Source organism: Daejeonella sp. H1SJ63 (assembly GCF_029360775.1).
GTDB lineage: Bacteria > Bacteroidota > Bacteroidia > Sphingobacteriales > Sphingobacteriaceae > Daejeonella.
This window is the reverse complement of the sequence record NZ_JARKMZ010000005.1, coordinates 37,915-59,276: the sequence shown is the minus strand read 5'-3', so window position 1 is coordinate 59,276 and position 21,362 is coordinate 37,915. Positions and strand designations below refer to the sequence as shown.

General features: G+C 40.3%; 20 protein-coding genes and 1 pseudogene. 8 read left to right on the top strand and 13 right to left on the bottom strand.

The annotated features are described in order from the left end of the window. Nucleotide 1: 1 nt before the first annotated feature. From P2W72_RS02155 to P2W72_RS02095, 13 genes and pseudogenes are all read right to left on the bottom strand, one after another. Nucleotides 2-619, bottom strand: coding sequence for a Pr6Pr family membrane protein (locus P2W72_RS02155; RefSeq protein ID WP_276359231.1), 618 nt, complete (start codon nt 617-619; stop codon nt 2-4). Between the two features lie 35 nt (nt 620-654). After that, nucleotides 655-1,716 (bottom strand): outer membrane beta-barrel protein, encoded by a 1,062-nt coding sequence (locus P2W72_RS02150; RefSeq protein WP_276359230.1) that lies wholly within the window; start codon nt 1,714-1,716, stop codon nt 655-657. A gap of 54 nt (nt 1,717-1,770) precedes the next feature. Continuing rightward, a complete protein-coding gene (locus P2W72_RS02145; protein ID WP_276359229.1) occupies nt 1,771-2,319 on the bottom strand; it encodes a hypothetical protein in 549 nt (182 codons plus the stop codon). Between the two features lie 382 nt (nt 2,320-2,701). Beyond that, on the bottom strand, nt 2,702-3,607 hold the full coding sequence (locus tag P2W72_RS02140; protein WP_276359228.1) for a prohibitin family protein: 906 nt from the start codon (nt 3,605-3,607) through the stop codon (nt 2,702-2,704). A gap of 137 nt (nt 3,608-3,744) precedes the next feature. Next, nucleotides 3,745-4,803 (bottom strand): porin, encoded by a 1,059-nt coding sequence (locus P2W72_RS02135; RefSeq protein WP_276359227.1) that lies wholly within the window; start codon nt 4,801-4,803, stop codon nt 3,745-3,747. A 93-nt stretch (nt 4,804-4,896) separates the two neighbouring features. Beyond that, a complete protein-coding gene (locus P2W72_RS02130) occupies nt 4,897-6,873 on the bottom strand; it encodes a KUP/HAK/KT family potassium transporter (RefSeq protein WP_276359226.1) in 1,977 nt (658 codons plus the stop codon). A gap of 102 nt (nt 6,874-6,975) precedes the next feature. Further along, entirely contained in the window at nt 6,976-7,653 is a 678-nt protein-coding gene (locus tag P2W72_RS02125) for a response regulator transcription factor (RefSeq protein ID WP_276359225.1), read from the bottom strand. Beyond that, nucleotides 7,646-8,755 carry an ATP-binding protein gene (locus tag P2W72_RS02120; RefSeq protein WP_276359224.1) on the bottom strand — a complete coding sequence of 370 codons (1,110 nt, stop codon included), beginning with the start codon at nt 8,753-8,755 and terminating at the stop codon, nt 7,646-7,648. Before P2W72_RS02120 ends, P2W72_RS02125 begins: the two co-directional genes overlap by 8 nt. A 631-nt stretch (nt 8,756-9,386) precedes the next feature. Continuing rightward, nucleotides 9,387-9,551 (bottom strand): annotated as a pseudogene (locus tag P2W72_RS02115) (ORF6N domain-containing protein); the annotation flags it as partial. A 24-nt stretch (nt 9,552-9,575) separates the two neighbouring features. Next, nucleotides 9,576-10,877 (bottom strand): amidohydrolase family protein, encoded by a 1,302-nt coding sequence (locus P2W72_RS02110; RefSeq protein WP_276359222.1) that lies wholly within the window; start codon nt 10,875-10,877, stop codon nt 9,576-9,578. An 87-nt stretch (nt 10,878-10,964) separates the two neighbouring features. After that, nucleotides 10,965-11,453, bottom strand: a complete 489-nt coding sequence (locus P2W72_RS02105) for a nuclear transport factor 2 family protein (RefSeq protein WP_276359220.1) — start codon at nt 11,451-11,453, stop codon at nt 10,965-10,967. Between the two features lie 53 nt (nt 11,454-11,506). After that, nucleotides 11,507-11,773 carry a hypothetical protein gene (locus P2W72_RS02100; protein WP_276359219.1) on the bottom strand — a complete coding sequence of 89 codons (267 nt, stop codon included), beginning with the start codon at nt 11,771-11,773 and terminating at the stop codon, nt 11,507-11,509. Between the two features lie 143 nt (nt 11,774-11,916). Beyond that, nucleotides 11,917-13,311, bottom strand: coding sequence for an amino acid permease (locus tag P2W72_RS02095; RefSeq protein ID WP_276359218.1), 1,395 nt, complete (start codon nt 13,309-13,311; stop codon nt 11,917-11,919). 773 nt (nt 13,312-14,084) lie between these two features. Here P2W72_RS02095 and P2W72_RS02090 point away from each other — a divergent pair. The 8 genes from P2W72_RS02090 (at nt 14,085) to proC (ending at nt 21,360) form a co-directional block, all read left to right on the top strand. Then, nucleotides 14,085-14,807, top strand: a complete 723-nt coding sequence (locus P2W72_RS02090) for a GNAT family N-acetyltransferase (protein ID WP_276359217.1) — start codon at nt 14,085-14,087, stop codon at nt 14,805-14,807. A 3-nt stretch (nt 14,808-14,810) separates the two neighbouring features. Continuing rightward, nucleotides 14,811-16,001 (top strand): argininosuccinate synthase, encoded by a 1,191-nt coding sequence (gene argG, locus P2W72_RS02085; protein ID WP_276359319.1) that lies wholly within the window; start codon nt 14,811-14,813, stop codon nt 15,999-16,001. A 5-nt stretch (nt 16,002-16,006) separates the two neighbouring features. Beyond that, the gene (gene argC / locus P2W72_RS02080) at nt 16,007-16,990 is read left to right on the top strand and encodes an N-acetyl-gamma-glutamyl-phosphate reductase (protein ID WP_276359216.1); all 984 of its coding nucleotides are present in this window, start codon (nt 16,007-16,009) and stop codon (nt 16,988-16,990) included. Nucleotides 16,991-17,042: 52 nt separating this feature from the next. Next, complete coding sequence (locus P2W72_RS02075; protein WP_276359215.1) at nt 17,043-17,513, top strand: four helix bundle protein; 471 nt, start codon at nt 17,043-17,045, stop codon at nt 17,511-17,513. An 89-nt stretch (nt 17,514-17,602) separates the two neighbouring features. Next, nucleotides 17,603-18,736: an aminotransferase class III-fold pyridoxal phosphate-dependent enzyme gene (locus P2W72_RS02070; RefSeq protein WP_276359214.1), complete on the top strand. Its 1,134-nt coding sequence runs from the start codon at nt 17,603-17,605 to the stop codon at nt 18,734-18,736. A gap of 22 nt (nt 18,737-18,758) precedes the next feature. Then, complete coding sequence (locus P2W72_RS02065; RefSeq protein WP_276359213.1) at nt 18,759-19,721, top strand: acetylornithine carbamoyltransferase; 963 nt, start codon at nt 18,759-18,761, stop codon at nt 19,719-19,721. Next, on the top strand, nt 19,718-20,542 hold the full coding sequence (argB, locus tag P2W72_RS02060) for an acetylglutamate kinase (RefSeq protein WP_276359212.1): 825 nt from the start codon (nt 19,718-19,720) through the stop codon (nt 20,540-20,542). Before P2W72_RS02065 ends, argB begins: the two co-directional genes overlap by 4 nt. Continuing rightward, nucleotides 20,542-21,360 carry a pyrroline-5-carboxylate reductase gene (proC, locus tag P2W72_RS02055; protein WP_276359211.1) on the top strand — a complete coding sequence of 273 codons (819 nt, stop codon included), beginning with the start codon at nt 20,542-20,544 and terminating at the stop codon, nt 21,358-21,360. The genes argB and proC overlap by 1 nt, the downstream gene beginning before the upstream one ends. Nucleotides 21,361-21,362 lie beyond the last annotated feature (2 nt).

Here is a 21,362-nt window from a genome sequence, read left to right as displayed (position 1 = left end):
ATCAGTTTTCTTTTATACTTCGTTTTCCGATAAAGATATAAGCCAGCGACAAGAATGTGAATATAAAAAGCAATGCCAGTGAATTCAGTAATACCTTTTGCAGCCCGATTTCACTAACATTGACAAATGGATAAGGGTAGTATCCCGATAGATAACCATGAATGAGCGTATAAATCAAATAGATAAAGGGAAAGATGAGCCAGTATGAAAATTGCCTCCATTGAACTTTTGTGTGATCTTCAAATCGGTACCAGTAAGCAATAAATGCAAGCGGGATGATAGAGTGAAGTAATTCGTCAGCAATTCTGAACATGCCCTGAGGGTCCCAGACGGGCCGTAGCATAATCTGGTAAACAGCTCCAACAACCGTAATATAAACCGTGAGAGCAGTTAATGTTCCGGCTTTGTTTAATAGATTATTTGAGGGTTCTTTAGGTTTCAGCACACGGTAGCTTAGCAGGATTGCTACCATAAGATGTGTTTGAATGGTAAAATAGCTTAAAAATCGAATACTTAGTTCAAGTGCAGAAACAATACGAATCTCCATGAAAAGAATATACTCCGTAATTATTGCAAACCATGTAATTATTGCCAAAATCAGACTTAAATTCCTTTTCATCAGAGCAAATTAATAATCATTTATAACTGTTCCGGTTATATTTTAAAACTAAGGCTTGTGGTCATATTATAGTTCCTGTTTAAATTATTGTCAAAAATCCTGTCAGGAGAGCTGTACAATTTACCTTCAACTCTAAATTGTATTTTTTCATTAATCTGATAATTGATATTACCGGAAAATCCGGATACATTAAATCCGCCAGCTGTATTCGTTGGGATGATAATTTGTTTTTTATCCTGATACAGTTCTGCACGGGCTGCCATACTTAGATTCTTAACTATCTCATATCTTACGATGAGTACCGGCGATAACCAGATTCCATGCTCATCGGGATTGAATTTATCAGTTCCAAAGTCGAAACCCGCAATCAGACCTGCTTTAGTTCCGAGGTCATACTGCAGATATAAATTGTGAAAGCTCCGAATGGACTTGATATCATTAAGCCTTTCTCTTCCGGTAAAATTGCTGTAGTTAAATAATAATTTGTTTGATATTCTGTAATTAAGCTGCAATCCAAAAGATGGATTTTGAATCAGATCGGGTCTTCTGATTTTTTGCCAGCCGTTTAAGATCAAAAATGCAAGGTTCAGTTTCTCTGAATCTGAGGTGTAAGACATTTTAATTCCGCTTTCATAATAAGGTGAATTTTCAGCCAGAATACTTCTGGTTAATGTCCAGCAATCGGCACTGATTGCACTTTCAAATCCGATATGGGACGGAAAAATTCCGGCATCGAGCCAAATATTATTTTTGTCTGATAAGCGAATACCAATATTTGCATCATATAAATACCTGCTTAGTTCAGGTTCAGAGCTGAGGTTATATTTGGCATAATCACCTGCCATTAATCCGAGATTGGCCCTTAAGGTTTTATTATCATATTTAGCTCTTACAAGGAGCAGATTTGCGCTAAGCTGATTAAGCTTTTTATGATTGTATATGAAATTTGGTTTTTCTGTACTCTTTGAATCTGAGAAATCGCGGCTGTAGTAAAATTCTCCGTAAGCGCTGACTGATAAATTTTTCAGTGAATCTTTTTGTCCGAAAAGTATTCCGGTGTGCATAGTGAAGAAGAGAAACACTAAAATTTTATTCATCTGCCGGAATTTCTGTTGAGACTCATAGAACACACTAAAAGTACTGTTTTTTCATCATTCCTGCTTTAATCCCTGCAGCATATGAGTAAGAATGGGTTCACATTTTTCTTTGCAGCATGGGTAAAAATGTTTATGCTTCCAGTGCTCAGATTTTGGCGATTGTCCCCACCAGAACTCAGCAAGAGCCAGCGGTTTCATTTTTTGTTCAAATGCGTATTGAAGGAGCTTGGGTGCAGCGCATTCGCCGGCTCCCGCAGGCGGATTCTTGTAAGATGCGGCTTTAAATAATTCATTCAGACTTTTCTCTTCTCCATATTGGTTTAAAAAAGCATAGCTGTTATAAAGTTTGGTCTGCAATAAAACCGAATGATGTTTTCTTAAATTTTTTAGCCGGTTAACCCTTTCCTGAAACCCTTCTTCTTTTAGTTTTTGGATATTTTTGATTTCCTGATTAATGTGGCTTAGTTCGGTCATGCCGATGTTCAGAAAACTATTTTCACTCAGACTGTCAAATACAGGGGGGACGAATCCTGAATGATGATTCCCTCCTGCCAGTTTACCTGAAAATGCAGCCAGGAAGCCGATTTCATTTTCTGAATTCATGACCGCAAGCACACCGAACATCTTACCGATTATTGCGCCTTCCTGCCCCGGTATCAGACCAAAGTTATGGTTCCATTCATATTGATTTTTCAGATATTCCTGTAACTGCTTTGCCGCAAGCAGGCACAGAGGATGAGGCTTACTTTCATCAATGAGTAGGAAGCGATCAGGCAGTTTGTACGTTGCTGTGGAGGACTTAAATGAGGTAAAAAAAGGATCTGGATTTTCTATGCCCGGTATTGTTTAATTGTAATTTAAAGCGATATTCCTGTTATAAACTTTATGAAGTATCTTATTGATTAATTTTTATGAATGGTGATCTTCCTTATCAGTTTATTGAGAATCCGGAAATTTGAAATTCATCCTTAAATATCCTGATAAATTAATTCCCTCCCAGTATGATCGGAGCATTTTTGCCGTTTCCAATGATGATTACCTTCGTGTTTGGTGAAAGTGCAATCTCTTTCTGAGCTTTAATGGTTTCATATTGGAGCTGCTTATCACTCAATCCGGTAGATAAGATGCGTTGGTAATCTGCGATACCCTGCGCTTCAACTCGTTTTCGTTCTGCTTCCTGTCTTTCTTTTTGGAGTACAAAGGTCATTTTCTGGGCGTCCTGTTCTGCATTGATTTTTGACTCAATGGTCGTTTTTACCGATGCGGGTAAAGTAATATTTCTGACCAGCAGCTGCTCAAGCTCTAGTCCGCGTTTAGTAAAACTTTTGTTGATTGTATTAAATATTTTATTCTGGAATTCATCTCGCTTACTTGAATAAAGTGCCACAGCATCATAAGAAACGGCATTATCTCTAATGGCTGTACGTGCAATTGGTCGAACGATCTTATCCAGATAATCTGTACCGATGGTGCGAAGAATTTCGGGTGCAGCAGAGGGCTTAACTTTAAATAGTACCGAGAGATCAATGATCACTTCAAGACCATCGGCCGAAAGAACCCTGATAGCATCATCGCCAACTTTATGGCCTTCATCATTCACCCCGGACATAGTATAATTTTGGGTTTTTACATCAAAAGTAGTCACTTTCATCATGGGGTTTACAATATTCAAACCACTATACAAAACATCATTATTAACTTTTCCAAAAAGTGTTTTAACGCCAACTTCGCCGGATTCGACCACTTTGAACATCGATAAGGATGCACCGATGATTACTAATATGACCGCTCCAATACGGGTGATAGTACTGAATCGTGCTGCCGGGCCATCCTGAGAGGCCATAAAAAAACTGGCAATAATGGCAAATATTCCAATGATAATTAAAAACATAAGAATTGGCTTTAGATTTTAATAAAGGTAAGATAAATTAAAATGTAAATAATTGTTCTGAATTCAGAGCTGAATAGGTAAACAGTCATTAAAAAATAAAGAAAGGCTGGTAATGAGCGCCAAGAGCCATTTCTGTATCAGAGTTTAATGGTCATATTCGTAGTAAGAGAATAGTTTTCAGCTGAATTGTTACTAAAATCCCTTTCCCCTGCATGGTAGACCTTGCCTTCGATCCTGAACTGAAGCTTTTTGTTTATTTGATAGTCGAAATTACCCGAAAGGCCTGATACTCTTAAACCATAAAGGTTATTTGTTGCGATAATGATCCGGTTCTTATCGTTGTAATATTCTCCCCGGATGGCCAGTTTAACCCGCTCGTTGGCCGAATATCTCATAATTAATGCCGGTGAATACCATATTCCATAATCGGTACTGTTGTATTTATCTCTTCCAATATCAAAACCGGCTATCATCCCGACTTTTTTACTCACCTCAAATTGCATATACAGATTATGGAAAGTTCGTAATGCATTGAAATTATTCTGAATGTCTGTCCCCGTGAAATTGCTGTAGTTCAGGAGCAATTTTTCAGAAGGCTTATAGTTTATCTGGATCCCCAAGGATGGCTTTTGAACTAAATTCAGTTTTTTAATTCTTTGCCATCCGTTTAAAACCAAAAATGTCAGATTGAGATTTCCTTTTTTTGTGGAATAGCCTAGTTTGATCCCTGTTTCGTAGTAAGGAGAATTTTCGGCTAGAATACTTCTTGTTAAGTTCCAGCAGTCGGCGCTTATCGCACTCTCAAATCCAATATGGGAAGGTAGAATACCTGCGTCTAACCACAAGTTTTGCCCCCTTGATAATTTAATTCCAATATTAGCTTCATACAGGTGTCTGGCCCATTCCGGCTCCGAACTTAGGTTGTATCTGGAATAATTCCCGGCCATTAAACCCAAATTTGCCCGTACATTTGCGCCCGAATAATTTGTTTTAAGCAAAATAAGGTTTGCATTTATCTCATTATGTCTTTTGTGGTTATATATAAAATCCGGTTTTTCATGGTTTGCGGGTTTCGCAAAGTCATAGCTGTAGTATAGTTCAGCATAAGCACTAAACGTCAGATTTTTTAGCGAGTCATCCTGGGCAAATAAACTTACAGTCCGAAAGACTAAAACGGTCAATAATATTCTTTTCAATTGGTTGTTTTGATTTTTTCTGGCCTGACCTTTTACTCAAATTTATTCAGACTCATTTAATTTAAAAAAATTCCTGATTAACTAATCCGAACCTTAGGAAACGTCGCTATTTCTTTTGATTGGGATATTGTTACTGGGTTGATAAATCAGTGGTACTTGCTCTATCGCTACATCGCTTTTGTCTAAGCCAAATGCTTTTTCATCACTTTGCCCCATACGTTTTAGGAAGAAATAGGAGTTAAGAAGTAAACCTTCTTTCAATGCGAATTCGTTTTCTACCGAAAGGAATTTTTCTATGACCACGAATTTGAAATCGGGTTCATTATTGTATTTGCTTGAACCATCCGGTCGGATATGTAATTTCAATTCTTTACTTGCAACCAAATCCTGAACCACTTTTTTGAAGTATAGTTCTGTTCTTGGCTGAATCCGGAAGCCCACGTTGATATTAATTCTGATGAGTTTATCGTCAATAAGTTCTGAAACATCATAAGAAAGTGTATAGGGATGCTCAGTCCGGTTGATATGAAGAAACCAATAGACATCTGCACGTTTAGGTTTCTTTGCAAAAATGGATCTGATAATTTTCTCTTCGATTTCATGCCTGTTATTTGCTTTAGTCAGATAAATCAAATGAGTTGAAAATTTAGGTATGGCATTATCTTCTCCCAATTCTTTAATTAGAGGTGCGTGCTTTCCGAGGTCAGTAAATTTTGTAAATCGGTTATTTATTTTTCTGGCGTAGTACCACACATACATCACTGAGAAAATAAATAATTCGAAGAACAGGAACATCCAGCGCTCTTTAATTTTAGCCACATTGGCTATAAAAAAGGATGTTTCAACTGTTGCAAATAAGAGCAATAATCCAAATACTAAAAACCGGTTCCATTTGAGTTTGTAAAAAAGAAAATAGCTTAATAGCAGGGTAGTCATCATCATTGTAATGGTGATTGAAAAGCCATAGGCTGCTTCCATATGTCCCGATTCTTTGAAGTATAGAATCATTAGAACACAACCAAACCAAAGAATTGAGTTGACACTTGGAATATAAATCTGGCCTTTGGTTTCAGTAGGTTGCTTTACCGTTACTCTTGGCCAAAAATTCAGGTTTATTGCTTCACTAATCAATGTAAAACTTCCGCTGATTAAGGCCTGAGAAGCAATAATAGTAGCTGCTGTAGCAATACCAATGCTGGGCAGTAAAAACCAATCAGGTATAGTTTCATAAAATGGATTTCTGCCATTCAATGTAAATTGCTCCTGATGCATCATCCAGGCTGCCTGACCAAGGTAACAAGCTACCAGACTTGTTTTAACAAAAATCCAGGTAATCCTGATGTTTTTGATGCCGCAATGTCCCAGGTCTGAGTATAATGCTTCAGCTCCGGTTGTGCATAAAAAAACTGCACCCAATAACCAGAACCCATGGGGATATATTACAAGTAATTCATAAGCATAGTACGGGCTTAATGCTTTTAGAACATCCGGGAAATGTATAATTTGGCTTATACCAACAACTAACAGCATAGTGAACCAGACAGTCATGATCGGTCCAAAGAATTTACCAATTATTTGGGTGCCAAATCGTTGAAAGAAAAACAGAATAGAAAGAATACAAACCACTATTCCGATACTTAAACCGTTTCCCGGTACAATAAGGTTTTCTAATCCCTTAACCATTCCAAGACCTTCGATGGCCGAAGCAACGGATATTGGCGGAGTAATAATGCCATCTGCGAGCAAAGTAGTGGCGCCTAAAATAGTTGGGATAACTAATTTTTTTCCATATCGTCTTACCAGGGCATATAACGAAAAAATGCCACCTTCTCCTTCATTATCTGCTTTTAAGGTTAGCCAGATATATTTAATACTGGTTTGAAGCACCAGAGTCCAGAAGATACAGGAAACTCCTCCATAAACTAAGATGGGTTCGATAGGTCTTTCACCAATAACTGCCCTCAAGGCATATAATGGACTTGTTCCGATGTCTCCATAAATAATACCCAATGCGACCAAGAGAGAGGCGGCAGTTACTTTACTGTTTATATCATTGTTCAACTTTTCCATACGCCTTATTTTGACTATGCAAAGTTGGCTCTTAGATCATCGGTAAATTATAAAAGATCAGCTTGCCTGTATAAAGGAAAGATAAAGACTGGAAAGTTGTTTTTATGAAAAGCGATAGCCAACACCGTTTTCAGTTATAATTCTTTTGGCCTGGTTTGGGACTTCCTCAATTTTTTTTCGAAGAGTCCCGACAAAAACTCTCAGGTATTGGGTCTCGGTTTGAAAACCAACACCCCAGATCTCTTTTAAAATGAATTGGTGTGTTAAAACACGACCCTGATTTTTAGCAAAAATAGCCATCAGATTAAATTCTGTCGAAGTAAGTTTGAGCAGTTCATTATTTTTACTGACTGTTCTTGCTGCAAGATCAATCCGGAGATCGCCGGATTCAATAATGCTGCTATTGTTTTTAGTTTGATACAGACGAATAGCCGAACGTATCCTTGCCAGTAATTCTGCAGTGCGGAAAGGTTTGCACAGGTAGTCGGTTGCTCCGTTATCCAGTGCTGAAACAATATCGTTTTCATTATTCTGAACGGAAAGAATGATGATTGCCTTGTTATACCAGATTCTTAGCTCTTTTAGTATTTCATGCCCGCTTTTATCCGGTAATCCAATATCCAATAAAATTAATTCAGGCGGATGATTGGCGGCCAAAATGATTCCTGCTTTTCCTGTTTCGGCTTTCCATACTTTAAAATCATGGCTTTCAAGAGTAATTTCAAGCAACTTCAGGATTTGCGGTTCATCGTCTATGATTAGTATTTCTGCTTTATTCATGCTTCAAATTACCTATAAATGAAGTTTCTGCCATAATTTCTATAGTGAACAGGGCTCCCCCTTTTGGATCGTTCTCAAGGGTTACTTTCCCGTTCATAGCTTCAGTAAATCCTCTGACGATGGATAAGCCTAGTCCGCTGCCGCCCGTTTTAGTATTCCTCAAACGGTAAAATTTTTCAAATACCAGATCTATTTCACCATCGGGGAATCCATTTCCATTATCGCTGATACGGATGATACAGATGCCTTCCATGTGATGTGCAGAAACGGTAATTATGGAATGTTCGGGGGTATATTGTAAAGCATTATGAATGATGTTGTGCAATATCTGATCTAATAAACCAGCATCTAATTTAAAGAGCGGCAATCCCTCCTCCTCCCTGAATTCGATCTTGTGACCAGTAGAATCAGGTAGTTTATCAATATGTGAGCAGATGAGTTCATTGATATCGCACCAGTCATTTTTGGGTTTAAGTATCCCGCTTTCGAGCCTGCTCATACTTAAGAGATTTTCAACCTGCCTGTTTAAGCGAATACTTGCTTTATCAATTTCATTCAATAATTCTGTTTGATTGGTTGCTGATAGTTTGTCTTTATGTTCAGTTAAAGTGTCTATGGCACCTATAATTGTTGAAATAGGTGTTCTCAATTCGTGTGAAAGTGAGTTAAGTAAGGTATTATAGAGCTTGATAGTTTTTTCCTTTTCTTCCTTGTCTCTGGCTTTTACCTCTGCTTCCCGGAGCTTGAATGTTAGTACAGCATGAACCAGAGCAATCAGAAAGTATAACAAGAACATTAAAATATCTTCCGTATTATCGATGTGAAGGGTAAATATGGGAGGGATGAAGAAGAAATTCCAGATGAGCGCACTCAATAATGCAGCAAGTAAAACAGGAAGAATTTCAAATAGCATAGCTATAAAAGATACAACCATGAGAAGAATTAATGCGACGGTTTTGTATCCCAGATAACTATCTGAAAGATAACATAGGGCAGAAACCAATGCAACAAAAGCAATACTCAATAAGTATTGCGTCTTCATTGGGAGTTGTCTGGTTTCCAGGAGTCTCAAAGCATCTGACTGACTAACAAATGTAGACATTCAGGTATATAGATTTTATAAAGAAATGTGCTATTGCGGGATCGATAAAACATATATTATATCTACTCATTTTTTATTTTGGAATTTTTTCTTTGGTTTTATTTTTTACGTAGCTCATTTACTTTTAAAACAAGCTGTTCAAAGCTCAGACGATCAGAATTGTTTTACCTATATAGCGGTAAACTTCTTTTCCTTTTGGATCAATCAGGATGGTTGCCGGATAATGAACGATTTGGTTGTGAAATTTATAACCATCAGGTATGCCTAACTGTTTGGCTGATTTAGCATCCGGATCACGGTAGATCGGGAAGTTTTTCAGATCCTCAGCGGCAGGTTTCCCCGACCAGGATCTGATTTCCAGCTCTGAATCGGGTTTGAAAATACCTGAAGCACATTTTTTAGAGTGCTGGCTTTTTTAAAATAATCCTGAGTATGACGGATACAATATGGGCATTCTGTTTTAAGCAGAAAATGCAATGCGACAAATTTTCCCTTTTCTTTGGCAAGATTGAATTGTCTGTTATCTGTCGCCAGTTTTAATTCGCTGTTTTCGCCTGCAATCAGGCGCAGGTGTGTAAATATTCTGACGAGCTGAATAGTTACCTGAATGGCGATCTCATTATTCAGTACACCATTCTGTTTCGTTAAGCTGCATCATAAAATCCGGCGGGAATCGATTAGAATTCCTTTTGACTTGTTCATTGAGCCGTTTGGTTTCAACTCCATAAAGCTCTGCCAGGTCACTATCGGGCATGACTTTTTGTCCCCCGATCTCGTAAATTTTGTTTACAATAATTGTGTCCTACAATGAACTGAACTCTTACTTCACCCAAGTCCCATTGATCATCACTTTCTGAATATCCCTCATAGCCCTGATATTCTCTAATGGATTTCCCTTCACCAGAATAAGGTCGGCCAGTTTTCCTTTCTCAATGCTTCCAAGCTCGCGGTCAATTCTGAAAAAACGGGCATTTTGTAAAGTGGAAGCATGAATTATCGCTGCGTTACTGATACCGCTTTCTGACCAGATTTCCATTTCTCTCTGGTATGCCCAGCCTTTTTCAGCATAAGTAATCATAGAATGAGATCCCAATACAAGTGGTACACCTGCTTTCTGAAGTTTAGCTGTTAGTTTTTTCATGGATTCAAAGCCCCTGAGTTTGATGCTGTCTATTTTATCTTTTTCAGCCTGATATTCAAAAGCCCCGAGTGTAGGGCTAATAAAGGTCTTTTTCCGGACCAGAAATCTTACCAGACTGTCGGCAAGCCTGCTGTTGAGATCAAGTCCTGCCCATGTATTGTACCTGCCTTGCTTTCTGAAATTATTATCTGCCAGCATTCCCTGACGGTATTTTTCAGCATCCCGCTTTGGAGTTAACGAAAGTCCGAAAGAAGTAATATGCTCAATACCATCCAGGCCGGCTTCAATGGCTTGTTTTGCTTCAGTAATTTCCAGATGTCCGGTTACCGGTATTCCACGTTTATGGGCAGTTTCGGTGATTGCTTTGATCATACCCGGAGGGATCCTGAAATAAATCTTGATAACAGTAGAGCCTTCATCCGCAAGTTCATTTACCTGTCTGATCGCTTCAGCTTCATCGCGAACTACATAGGCATCATAGGGATATGCCGGAGGGGCACCATCCAGATGCGGACCGCTCAAATAAAGGCGGGGCATTTGTTTTCCTGATTTGCGCTCTTGTGCATAAGCCTCTATCCATGCTCCCGGATCACGAAGGGAGGTTACTCCATTTTGGAGGAACATGGCCGGAAGGTCTTTGGTGCGGTCGAGGTGAAAATGAGAATCGATTAATCCAGGAAGCAGCGAAAAACCCTTCCCCTGAACAAACTCTGCGCCCTGAGGAATCTGAATTCCGGCTGAGTGCCCTGCCGCCAGAATTCTATTTCCCTGAATAATTACAGTTGCATCCGGAATGGCATTAAGTCCACGCCCGTCGATCAGGTTGACCCCAACAATGGCTATGGTTTTCCGGCCCTTGGGTAATTCTGAATCATTGACTGGCCTGATCAGCTTTTGAACAGGGTTTTGGGTTTTAGTTTGGGCTGCAGCGGAAGTGGTTAGGGCCACAAAAGCAAGCAGGAGGAGCTGCGGTAGTTTCATGAAGATTTTATTTAAATTCATATCCGGAAAAATAAAGATAATCTAAAGCTTAATGATGTTCCGGCTATTATTAAATCTGAACAAATTTTAGTGATCATAACTTACCACTCTGGAAATTCTCCATTGTCCTTCCTTTTTCTGCCAGATCATCAGAAATTTAAAGGTTCCGATCTCTAATTTCCCATTCTCCATGTGTTTGAACTGATGGCTCCCGATCTGAATGGCACCATAATCCTTAATCGGATGAACTTCTAAACTGCCCTTAACAAGCTCCCTGCTCAGCTTGTTTTCATTTTTGAAGGTGTTTCCAAAATTTTCAAACACGGTTTTATAAGGTATGAGTCCGACATTATCCTGAAACCATTCCAGATCCTCTGTAAACATGGACTTGAATTTCTCCATATTTTGAGAGTTGAAAGCCCGAAACATGATGCTATCCATCAGTTCGATCTCTTTGTATAATTCTTTGGATGCGGGTGCCACTTTCTTTTCCTGAGCTGAAGCGGAGATTGCGATGCTGAGAAGAAATATGAAGATCAGATTAAATTTATTCAGGACAATTTTAGTATTCATCATTGATCATTTTTGTTCCATGATTGGACTATCCCGGTTACCGGGATGTTACAGCTTCAATTAAATTCATTGTTGGCTAATAATTCAAATTTAAGCTGGTTAGCACCGGAACCACCCTGAAATGAATTATATAATACCTGGCCAGTTGGGCCGGGGGGCAGGTTACTGCGCATTGGTGAACCAGGCCGGTAATATGATCCTAGAATATCGGTTGTAGTAATGTTATCACCTTCAAAACTTTTACCGTTCCAGTGAAAGGCACCAAAAGCTGCGATACCGAAAGCGGATAGGGTAGAGTTTTTAACAAAGGATCGACGTTTCATATAGCAGGTCTGCTGGTTGAATTTTATTCCTGTTACTTATTTGAACTTTCCTTTAAAGATCAGACGAAACCATTTTTTATCTCTGTTTTCAGTTTTTATATTGAAACACAGCCATAGAGTTACCTTATTGGATTCGTAATAATCTACCTTCTTTTTTTAAAATAAAAATAAACGGGCACACCGCTGGCTACGAATATCAGCCCTAAAAATGATTGCTGAGGTTGTACCCATATTGTGTTGAAAGTAAGGGCAACAGAGAAAAGAAGAAGGATGAATGGTGCTATCGGATATCCGGTTACTTTAGCACTGATCACTCCATTTCGTTTAAGTCGCAGAACCGCGAAAGCAAGAAATCCATAAAAGACAAAATTCAAAAAGATGACCATATTAGTGAGCATATCAAATGATCCGGAAATCAGCATGATACAGCCCAAAACCATCATGTAGTTAAGGGATATGTGAGGTGTTCTGAATCGCGGATGAACTTTTTGCAAATGGCTGAACAGATATCCCTGCTGAGCCATCCGGTAGAACTTTCGGGGAGCGGTTACAATATTGCTGTTTAATGCACCAAATACACAGATCACCAGCAACACAATCAGCAAAATCTTTCCAAAAGTACCAAGTAAGGTTTCAGCCACCACAAAAGCTCCTATCTGGTTCGGGCTGATTGCCCTGATCTGATCCAGACTGAGCACATTCATGTAGGTATAATTCAACAGAGTATAAATGAGTGCCACCAGCGATAATCCAATGGTGAGTGCCAGCGGAAGATTACGTTTAGGATTGATGATTTCTCCTGAAATGTTAGTGGCTGTTTCCCAGCCATTATAGGCCCAGAAGGCGCTTAGCATGGCTGCAAAAAATGCACTGTAAAACAGCATTCCTCCGGGCTGAGCTACAGAATTGATCAGGTTGCTGCTGCTTTCTGGCTCAGGGCCTGAGTAGGCAAGTCCGACAATGATCAAAACCGATATCCCTAAAATTTTGGCTGTTGTAATAATGGAATTGAAAACGCCGCTTTCGCGAGACCCCAATGAATTGATAGCTGTAAGTATGATAATTACCGAAATCCCGGCCAGTTTAACGCCCGAATTCGCAAAAGGAAAGATGAAGCCGCCAATGGAGAAATCCTTCCATTGATCAAAAGGGTTTGGCAGAGGGGCAAATGAGTTGATTATTTCTCCGAATAGAAATGCCAGTGCTGCAATGGCTGCCGGACTGATGATGATGAAATCAGCCCAGCCTGAAATAAATGCCAGAAAATCTCCGTAAGCTAAGCGGAAGTATTCATACAATCCCCCCGATTCTTCTGTCAGCGATGCCAATGCACTTACCGTGAATGCGGCAAATAAACTGATCACACCGGCAAGTACCCACGCCATCAGAATGGCAGTTTCTCCCAATCCTGTCTGGGACATTGGTACGATCTTCTTAAACACCCCGCTCCCAATGACGATACCCACAACCATTAATGTACTTGCGAAAAGTCCGAGAGTTCTTTTTAGTGATGCTTGCTGACTGGACTTATTGTTCATGGACTTACCGGACTTATTATTTTTGAAAAACCTGCTTTTAGAAACAAGATATTCAGCAATTTAAAGATTTGTCTGATGAAATCAAGAGATACATAGTTTTTTTGAATTGGGGTTTTATCAGGCACCTGCCGGTGTTGCCAACGAAAGGATATCCAAGCCCTTGCTGAGCAGCAAAACAGGAGAGAATATTTACTTATACTTCCTCGTAAAGGAAGGAGAATCAGGTATAATTTCCCCAATAAAAATGGAGGATATCAGGCCGCAACATTTCCGAAATTTGTCATCTTAAACCCGGCACAGGCGATTAGCATTCTTTTAAGGGCATTGAAACCTCGCCTGTCTTCATATTAGTCTTTCATTTTCAATGTATTACCTTAGATATCTTCTTGTATAAAAAATATAATTTACAGGCAGCAGGGCGCTTCTTAAAAAAAACCATTTTTATTGCATTATTCAGTATTTTTTTGGTCTTTTGTAAAAAAAATCAGAAACACATATACTATTAAAAATGAATAGTTTAAACTACCAGGCCAGTACGGGATCGGGAAGCTACAGTGCTTCACTGAGGGGTATTGTTTGTAGTCATTTCAGGCCTGAAAAGTTAGTGTTGCGTTTCCGACGACCCTTTATGCCCCGGAATTGATTCCTGGCATCTGCCTCCATTTCTGCGGTAAATATTCGACCGCCGGTTCAATTAATTGAATTATTCACAGAAAGAAATAATAAGATCGTTTCTTTTTTCCGCTTAAAAACCGGACTTTTTCTTTAAATCAATGAAAGAAAACGAGTTTGTTGTCATCCCGGCAACAGAACAACATATCAAATACGCCGAACTCATTTGTGATGAGATGGCGGAGTCTGCCAAAGCCCGTGGTACCGGGATCGCCCGGCGTACCCCTGAATACATCAGCAATAAAATGCTGGAGGGGAAAGCGGTAATTGCTATTCATCAGGATGGTACATGGGCAGGGTTTTGCTATATCGAAACCTGGAGTCATGGAACGTTTGTGGCTAACTCCGGACTGATTGTAAATCCTCTGTATCGCAACAAAGGTTTGGCAAGAATGATCAAACGTGCGGTGTTTGACCTTTCGCGCAAGAAATATCCTGATGCGAAGATCTTTGGACTAACCACAGGGCTTGCAGTGATGAAGATCAATTCAGAGCTGGGCTATGAGCCGGTAACTTATTCTGAACTTACTCAGGATGAGGAATTCTGGAAAGGCTGCCAGAGTTGTGTAAACTATGAGATCCTGAAAAGCAAAGATCGTAAGAACTGCATGTGTACTGCAATGCTCTGGGATCCGGAGGAAAAAGCGAAGGAAATTGAACGAAAGATGAAGGAAGAACAGGATCGTTTGGAAAAAGAGGTTGAAGATCGTTTGACTAAGGTTGCACGTAAACAGACATTGTTTGAGCGCATTGAAGAAAAATTACGCAGATCATTAAAAATGATAGCTGCAGGAACAATATTTGTTAAACTTTTACAAAATTAAATGATGAAGAAGAAGGTGGTTTTAGCATTCAGCGGAGGTTTAGATACGTCCTTTTGCTGTATATACTTAACTAAAGACCGTGATCTGGAAGTTCATTCCGTGATCGTAAATACAGGAGGTTTTTCTGAGGAAGAGCTGAAACAGATCGAGAAACGTGCGTATGCTCTGGGTGTAACCTCTCACGCAGTGGTTGACGAAACCATGAATTACTACGAAAGCTGTATTAAATATCTTGTCTTTGGTAATGTGCTTAAAAATGCTACTTATCCGCTTTCAGTAAGTGCTGAGCGTGTTAGTCAGGCAACTGCAATTGCTAATTATGTAAAAATGATTGGTGCTGATTATGTTGCTCATGGAAGTACTGGTGCAGGAAATGACCAGGTCCGTTTCGATATGATCTTCAATATCCTGATTCCGGGTGTAGAGATTATCACTCCAATCCGCGACCTGAAGTTAAGCCGGGAAGCTGAAATTGAATATTTGAATAAGCACGGTGTTGAGTATACTGCTGAAAAGGCCAGATATTCAATCAATAAAGGAATCTGGGGTACATCAGTAGGCGGTGCAGAAACACTGACTTCTCATGATACTTTACCTGAAGAAGCATGGCCAACTCAGGTAACCCAAACCGAGCCACGTAAGCTGGAGCTTGAGTTTGAACAGGGAGAACTTGTAGGATTGAATGGCGAAAGTATGCTGCCGGTTAGGGCTATTCAGAAATTGCAGGAAATTGCTCAGCCTTATGGTGTTGGTCGCGATATTCACGTAGGGGATACTATTATTGGAATCAAGGGTCGTGTTGGTTTTGAGGCGGCTGCGCCGATGATTATTATCAAGGCACACCATGCCCTGGAGAAGCATACTCTGACCAAATGGCAACTGAGCTGGAAGGATCAGCTGGCAAGTTTCTACGGAAACTGGCTGCATGAAGGCCAGTTCCACGATCCGATTATGCGTAATATTGAGGCATTTTTAACAGATACTCAGAAAACCGTCACAGGAAAGGTATTTGTGAAACTTCATCCTTACCGTTTTGAGATCGTTGGTATCGAATCGGCTCATGATCTGATGTCGAACAAGTTCGGAAGCTATGGTGAAATGAATAATTCATGGTCAGGAGAAGATGTGAAAGGCTTCTCGAAAATATTTGGTAACCAGACGATGATCTGGCACCGGGTGAATGAAAAGAAATAAAAAAAATGGGAACAATCAGAATTGGAATTGCTGGCGGAGCAGGTTATACCGGAGGTGAATTGCTCAGGATACTGATCCATCATCCTTTGGCGGAAATTGTTTTTGTACACAGTAACAGTAATGCGGGTAAGCCCCTTTCTGATGTGCATGCCGACCTGTTTGGTGATACCGATCTGAAGTTTACCGATTCCATTTCGCAGGAAATTGATGTATTGTTCCTTTGCGTTGGACATGGGGATGCCAAAAAATTTCTGGATAATCATGAAATCAATGCAGGGATCAGGATCATTGATCTTTCACAGGATTTCAGATTAAGTAAAAACGCTGTTCATGGCGACAGAACTTTTGTTTACGGACTCCCTGAGCTGAACAGAAAGGCAATCAAAGAGGCTCAGAATATTGCTAATCCGGGTTGTTTTGCAACCTGTATACAAGTTGGACTTTTACCGCTGGCAGCTTCCGGAAATCTGAATGCAGAGGTTCATATCAATGCTACAACGGGTTCGACAGGTGCAGGACAAAGCCTTAGCCCGACGTCTCATTTCAGCTGGAGAAATAATAACCTTTCGGTTTACAAAGCCTTTGAACACCAGCACCTGAATGAAATTGGTCAGAGCCTGAAACAGCTGCAAAGTGATTTTGATCAGGCGCTTAATTTTATACCGCAGAGAGGTGATTTTACCCGTGGTATACTGGCAGCGATGTACACTGAATCTGATTTGAGTCTGGATGAAGTTTATGTACTTTATGAGAGCTATTTCAGAGATCATCCATTTACTCATGTCAGCACAAGGAATATCGACCTTAAGCAAGTGGTGAATACCAACAAGGCGCTGATTCATCTGGAGAAGCACGACAGCAAATTGTTTATTATCAGCATTATAGATAATCTGTTGAAAGGAGCAAGCGGTCATGCTGTGCAGAATATGAATTTAATGTTTGGCATTGATGAGATGACCGGACTTAAGTTGAAAGCGGCAGCTTTTTAAGTTTTACGTTTTACGTTGTTACGTTTTACGTTTAGACTTAGCTTCGATTGATATGAAGCATAAGTGGTTAAATGAATTAGTAAATATTAAAATGTTAGGTGCATTATCCTTACTGCAAAATAAGTCATTTATAGGTTCCTGTTTAGGAGCCTTAGATTTGTTTATGCAGAATTATAAGGAATTAAATGTTTGGGTAAAAGCACATCAGCTAACACTAAATGTATATCAGGTGACTTCCTGCTTCCCAAAAGAAGAGCTTTACAGTTTAACAAGTCAGTTGCGACGAAGTATCTCAGCGATACCGGCCAATATCGCTGAAGGATGCGGTAAAAAATCTCAAAAAGATTTAGCAAATTTTTTAAATATCGCTTTAGGTTCGGCCAATGAAGCAGAGTACTTTTTGCTCCTGTCCCGTGACTTGAATTATCTCCCGGGAAATGAACATAATATTCTGTATGATAATATAAATGAGATCAAAGCAATGCTGATCTCTTTGATAAGTAAAGTTCGTAATACAATTTGAGTTGTAGTTATTTAAACAAATGCGTTTCAGCTGATTTTGGTAATCATTGAACGTATAACGTAATACTTACAACGTATAACTTCCAAAAAATGAAATTATTCGACGTATATCCCCTAAACCAAATTGAAATAGTAAAAGCTTCCCAAAGTAATGTATGGGATAGCGATGGTAATGAGTATCTCGACCTTTATGGCGGTCATGCTGTGATCTCCATTGGTCATACACATCCGCATTATGTGAAACGTGTGTCTGATCAGCTGAATAAGGTTGGGTTTTACTCTAATTCGGTAATCATCAGACAGCAGATTGAGCTGGCTGAGAAGCTTGGTAAATTATCAGGAAAGCCTGATTATCAACTGTTTTTATGTAATTCTGGCGCTGAAGCCAATGAGAATGCACTGAAACTGGCATCTTTCTACAATAACAGAAAAAAGATTATTGCCTTCAAAGGTGCTTTCCACGGACGTACATCACTGGCAGTTTCTGCCACAGATAATCCAAAGATCATCGCTCCTGTAAATCAGACTGATCATGTAGTATTCCTTCCATTCAATGATGAGTCAGCGCTGGATGATGCATTCAAATCTTTCGGAAATGAGATTTCCTCAGTAATCATTGAAGGAATTCAGGGTGTAGGAGGAATCAGGGAAGCCTCAAAGAGCTTTCTTCAGAAGATAAGAAGCCTATGCGATCAGTATGATGCGGTCTACATCGCCGATTCGGTACAGTGTGGTTATGGCCGGACAGGTAATTTTTACTCTCATGATTATGCCGGCGTGGATGCGGATATCTACTCTATGGCTAAGGGTATGGGTAACGGTTTCCCGGTTGGAGGTATTTCCATTGGCCCGAAGTTCAAACCATGGCATGGTATGTTGGGAACCACCTTCGGCGGTAATCATCTCGCCTGTGCAGCGGCACTGGCAGTTCTGGAGGTAATGGAGCAGGATCAGTTGATGAAAAATGCAGAAGATATCGGCAACTATCTGATTGCTGAATTAAAGCAGATTCCGCAGATTTCTGAGATAAGAGGAAGGGGCCTGATGATCGGAATTGAGCTGTCGGAAGAGTATGCAAACGTTAAAAAAGATTTACTTTTTAAACATCGTATCTTTACAGGAGAGGCTAAGCCGAATGTGATCAGACTATTACCTGCTTTGAATATAACCAAAGCACATGCTGATCAGTTTTTGATTGCCCTGAAAGCAGAATTGAATAAATAAGATATCGTTATTTTTAAATTATATGAAATTATTTTCTTCCGTTAATGACGTTGCTGATCTGAAATCCTTTGTTGAGCAGGCGCTGATCCAGAAGGCTGATCCTTATGCAAATCAGGGTTTGGGTAAGAACAAGACTCTGGGTTTGGTATTCCTGAATCCAAGTCTGCGTACCCGTCTTAGCTCACAGAAGGCAGCAATGAATCTGGGTATGAATGTGATGGTGATGAACCTGGACAAGGAAGGCTGGGCACTTGAAACAGAGGATGGGATTGTGATGAACGGAACAACAGTTGAGCATATCCGCGAGGCTGCTGCTGTAATGGGGCAGTATTGCGACATTCTGGGTTTCCGCTCTTTCCCAAAACTGCAGAATCGTGAAGAAGATTACAGTGAAGGTCTCTTTAACAAATTTGTAAAATTCAGTGGAGTTCCGGTAGTAAGTCTGGAAAGTGCAACCCTGCATCCTCTGCAAAGTTTTGCCGACCTGATCACAATTGAGGAAAATAAGAAAGTAGTGAAGCCAAAGGTGGTATTAACCTGGGCTCCGCATGTAAAATCATTACCTCAGGCCGTTCCAAACTCATTTTCAGAGTGGATGTGCCGTGCACAGGCTGATGGAATGATCGATTTTGTGATTACTCATCCCGAAGGACTTGAGCTGGCAGAGAAATTTACTCCCGGAGCAAGGATTGAATACGATCAGGATGTGGCCCTTCAGGGAGCTGATTTTGTTTATGCCAAAAACTGGTCTTCCTACCAGGACTACGGCAAGACCGTCAGCGGTGGAGAATCATGGATGATGACTCATAAAAAACTGGAGCAAACCAATGAAGCAAAAGTAATGCATTGTCTGCCGGTACGCCGTGATTTCGAACTTTCTGCAGAGGTTCTTGACGGACCGCATTCTCTGGTGATTAAGGAAGCTGCCAACAGGGTATGGTCAGCACAGACCGTATTAAAAAATATGCTGGAGGGACTAAAATGAAATCTTTAAACGTTATCAAGATAGGTGGTAATGTGATAGATCATCCTGAAGATTTGAAAAAGTTTATTACAGACTTTGCCGGATTAAAGGGACATAAGATCCTGATACATGGTGGTGGAAAGATCGCCACCAAGCTAGCCGCCGACCTGGGTATCAGATCGCAAATGGTTGAAGGCCGCAGAATTACAGATGCTGAAAGTTTGAAAGTGGTAACCATGGTTTATGCCGGATTGCTGAACAAGAATATTGTGGCAGGCTTACAGCAGGAAAAATGCAATGCAATCGGCCTGTCGGGAGCCGACGGAAATTTGATCCGTGCGAAACGCCGTCCGGTTAAGGAGGTGTTTTCCACTGAAAAGGGAGAAAATATTCAGGTTGATTATGGCTTTGCAGGCGATTTGAAAGAAGACTCAGTTGATCATAAAGGATTGAGCAAGCTACTGGAAGCCGGATTTACTCCGGTGTTTTCTGCCATTACACATGACGGTGAAGGCCAGCTTCTGAATACCAATGCCGATACCATTGCATCAGCAATTGCAATCGCGATGGCCGGAGAATATGAAACATCCCTGATCTATTGCTTTGAAAAAGCAGGGGTACTGAAGGATGTGAACGATGAAGATTCCTTAATCAGAACGATTGATCCGCACGCCTATAATGAATACAAGCGTCAGGATGTAATCAGCGAGGGGATGATCCCGAAACTGGATAATGCTTTTGAGGCAATTAATCAGGGGGTAAAAGATGTATATATCGGTAAGGCAGGTGCCCTAAGCCAACTGGACGAACAGAATTTCGGAACACGACTAAATATTAACTAATGGGAAACACCGCAAAAAAGACAGCTATTCTGGGAAGTGGAAATATCGGGATGTCACTCGCAAAAGGACTTGTTAAGGCAAACTATTGCGCAGCTTCTGATATTACCCTCACCCGCCGTAATGTACAAAATCTGAGTGCCGAACAGGCACAGGGCTATAATGTAAGTTCAGACAATTATGCTGCGGCTGCGGGGGCCTCTGTGGTGATCCTTGCCGTTTTACCTCAGCAGCTTGATAATTTGCTCGAGCAGATTGATGGTGCCATTGATCCGGCAAAACATTTGATTATTTCGGTGATCTCAGGAGTAAGCTGTGCTGATGTCCGTGCCAAATTAGGCAGCCGGGTTCAGGTAGTTCGTGCTATGCCGAATACAGCAATCGCTATTGGTGAATCAATGACTTGTGTGGCGTCTGACAATGCAGATGCAGAAAATATTACAGAAGTGACCAGAATGTTTGAAACGGTTGGACAGGTAATCAAAATTAATGAGGATCTGATGACTGCCGCTACAGCTTTATGTGCCTGTGGTGTCGCGTTTTTCCTGAGAGCGGTTCGTGCAGCATCACAGGGGGGAGTGGAAATTGGTTTCCATGCAGAGGAAGCTTTGCGCATGGCAGCTCAAACGGCTAAAGGTGCAGCTTCTCTTTTATTGCAGCAGAACAGTCACCCGGAACAAGAGATAGACAAGGTAACTTCTCCGAAAGGATGCACCATTGCCGGACTGAATGAAATGGAACATCAGGGCTTTAGCTCATCAATGATAAAAGGCATAAAATTATCGGCACAAAAAGCCGGTGAATTATACACAAACGATTAATA

Bases quoted from the DNA above. Each gene is read 5' to 3' on its own strand.
- P2W72_RS02110 (WP_276359222.1), bottom strand. From the start codon at position 10,877: ATGAAACTACCGCAGCTCCTCCTGCTTGCTTTTGTGGCCCTAACCACT.
- P2W72_RS02130 (WP_276359226.1), bottom strand. From the start codon at position 6,873: ATGGAAAAGTTGAACAATGATATAAACAGTAAAGTAACTGCCGCCTCT.
- P2W72_RS02070 (WP_276359214.1), top strand. From the start codon at position 17,603: ATGAAATTATTCGACGTATATCCCCTAAACCAAATTGAAATAGTAAAA.
- argC (WP_276359216.1), top strand. From the start codon at position 16,007: ATGGGAACAATCAGAATTGGAATTGCTGGCGGAGCAGGTTATACCGGA.
- P2W72_RS02140 (WP_276359228.1), bottom strand. From the start codon at position 3,607: ATGTTTTTAATTATCATTGGAATATTTGCCATTATTGCCAGTTTTTTT.
- argG (WP_276359319.1), top strand. From the start codon at position 14,811: ATGAAGAAGAAGGTGGTTTTAGCATTCAGCGGAGGTTTAGATACGTCC.
- P2W72_RS02145 (WP_276359229.1), bottom strand. From the start codon at position 2,319: ATGAATTCAGAAAATGAAATCGGCTTCCTGGCTGCATTTTCAGGTAAA.
- P2W72_RS02155 (WP_276359231.1), bottom strand. From the start codon at position 619: ATGAAAAGGAATTTAAGTCTGATTTTGGCAATAATTACATGGTTTGCA.
- P2W72_RS02065 (WP_276359213.1), top strand. From the start codon at position 18,759: ATGAAATTATTTTCTTCCGTTAATGACGTTGCTGATCTGAAATCCTTT.
- P2W72_RS02150 (WP_276359230.1), bottom strand. From the start codon at position 1,716: ATGAATAAAATTTTAGTGTTTCTCTTCTTCACTATGCACACCGGAATA.
- P2W72_RS02100 (WP_276359219.1), bottom strand. From the start codon at position 11,773: ATGAAACGTCGATCCTTTGTTAAAAACTCTACCCTATCCGCTTTCGGT.
- P2W72_RS02075 (WP_276359215.1), top strand. From the start codon at position 17,043: ATGAAGCATAAGTGGTTAAATGAATTAGTAAATATTAAAATGTTAGGT.
- P2W72_RS02095 (WP_276359218.1), bottom strand. From the start codon at position 13,311: ATGAACAATAAGTCCAGTCAGCAAGCATCACTAAAAAGAACTCTCGGA.
- argB (WP_276359212.1), top strand. From the start codon at position 19,718: ATGAAATCTTTAAACGTTATCAAGATAGGTGGTAATGTGATAGATCAT.
- P2W72_RS02125 (WP_276359225.1), bottom strand. From the start codon at position 7,653: ATGAATAAAGCAGAAATACTAATCATAGACGATGAACCGCAAATCCTG.
- proC (WP_276359211.1), top strand. From the start codon at position 20,542: ATGGGAAACACCGCAAAAAAGACAGCTATTCTGGGAAGTGGAAATATC.
- P2W72_RS02090 (WP_276359217.1), top strand. From the start codon at position 14,085: ATGAAAGAAAACGAGTTTGTTGTCATCCCGGCAACAGAACAACATATC.
- P2W72_RS02120 (WP_276359224.1), bottom strand. From the start codon at position 8,755: ATGTCTACATTTGTTAGTCAGTCAGATGCTTTGAGACTCCTGGAAACC.
- P2W72_RS02105 (WP_276359220.1), bottom strand. From the start codon at position 11,453: ATGATGAATACTAAAATTGTCCTGAATAAATTTAATCTGATCTTCATA.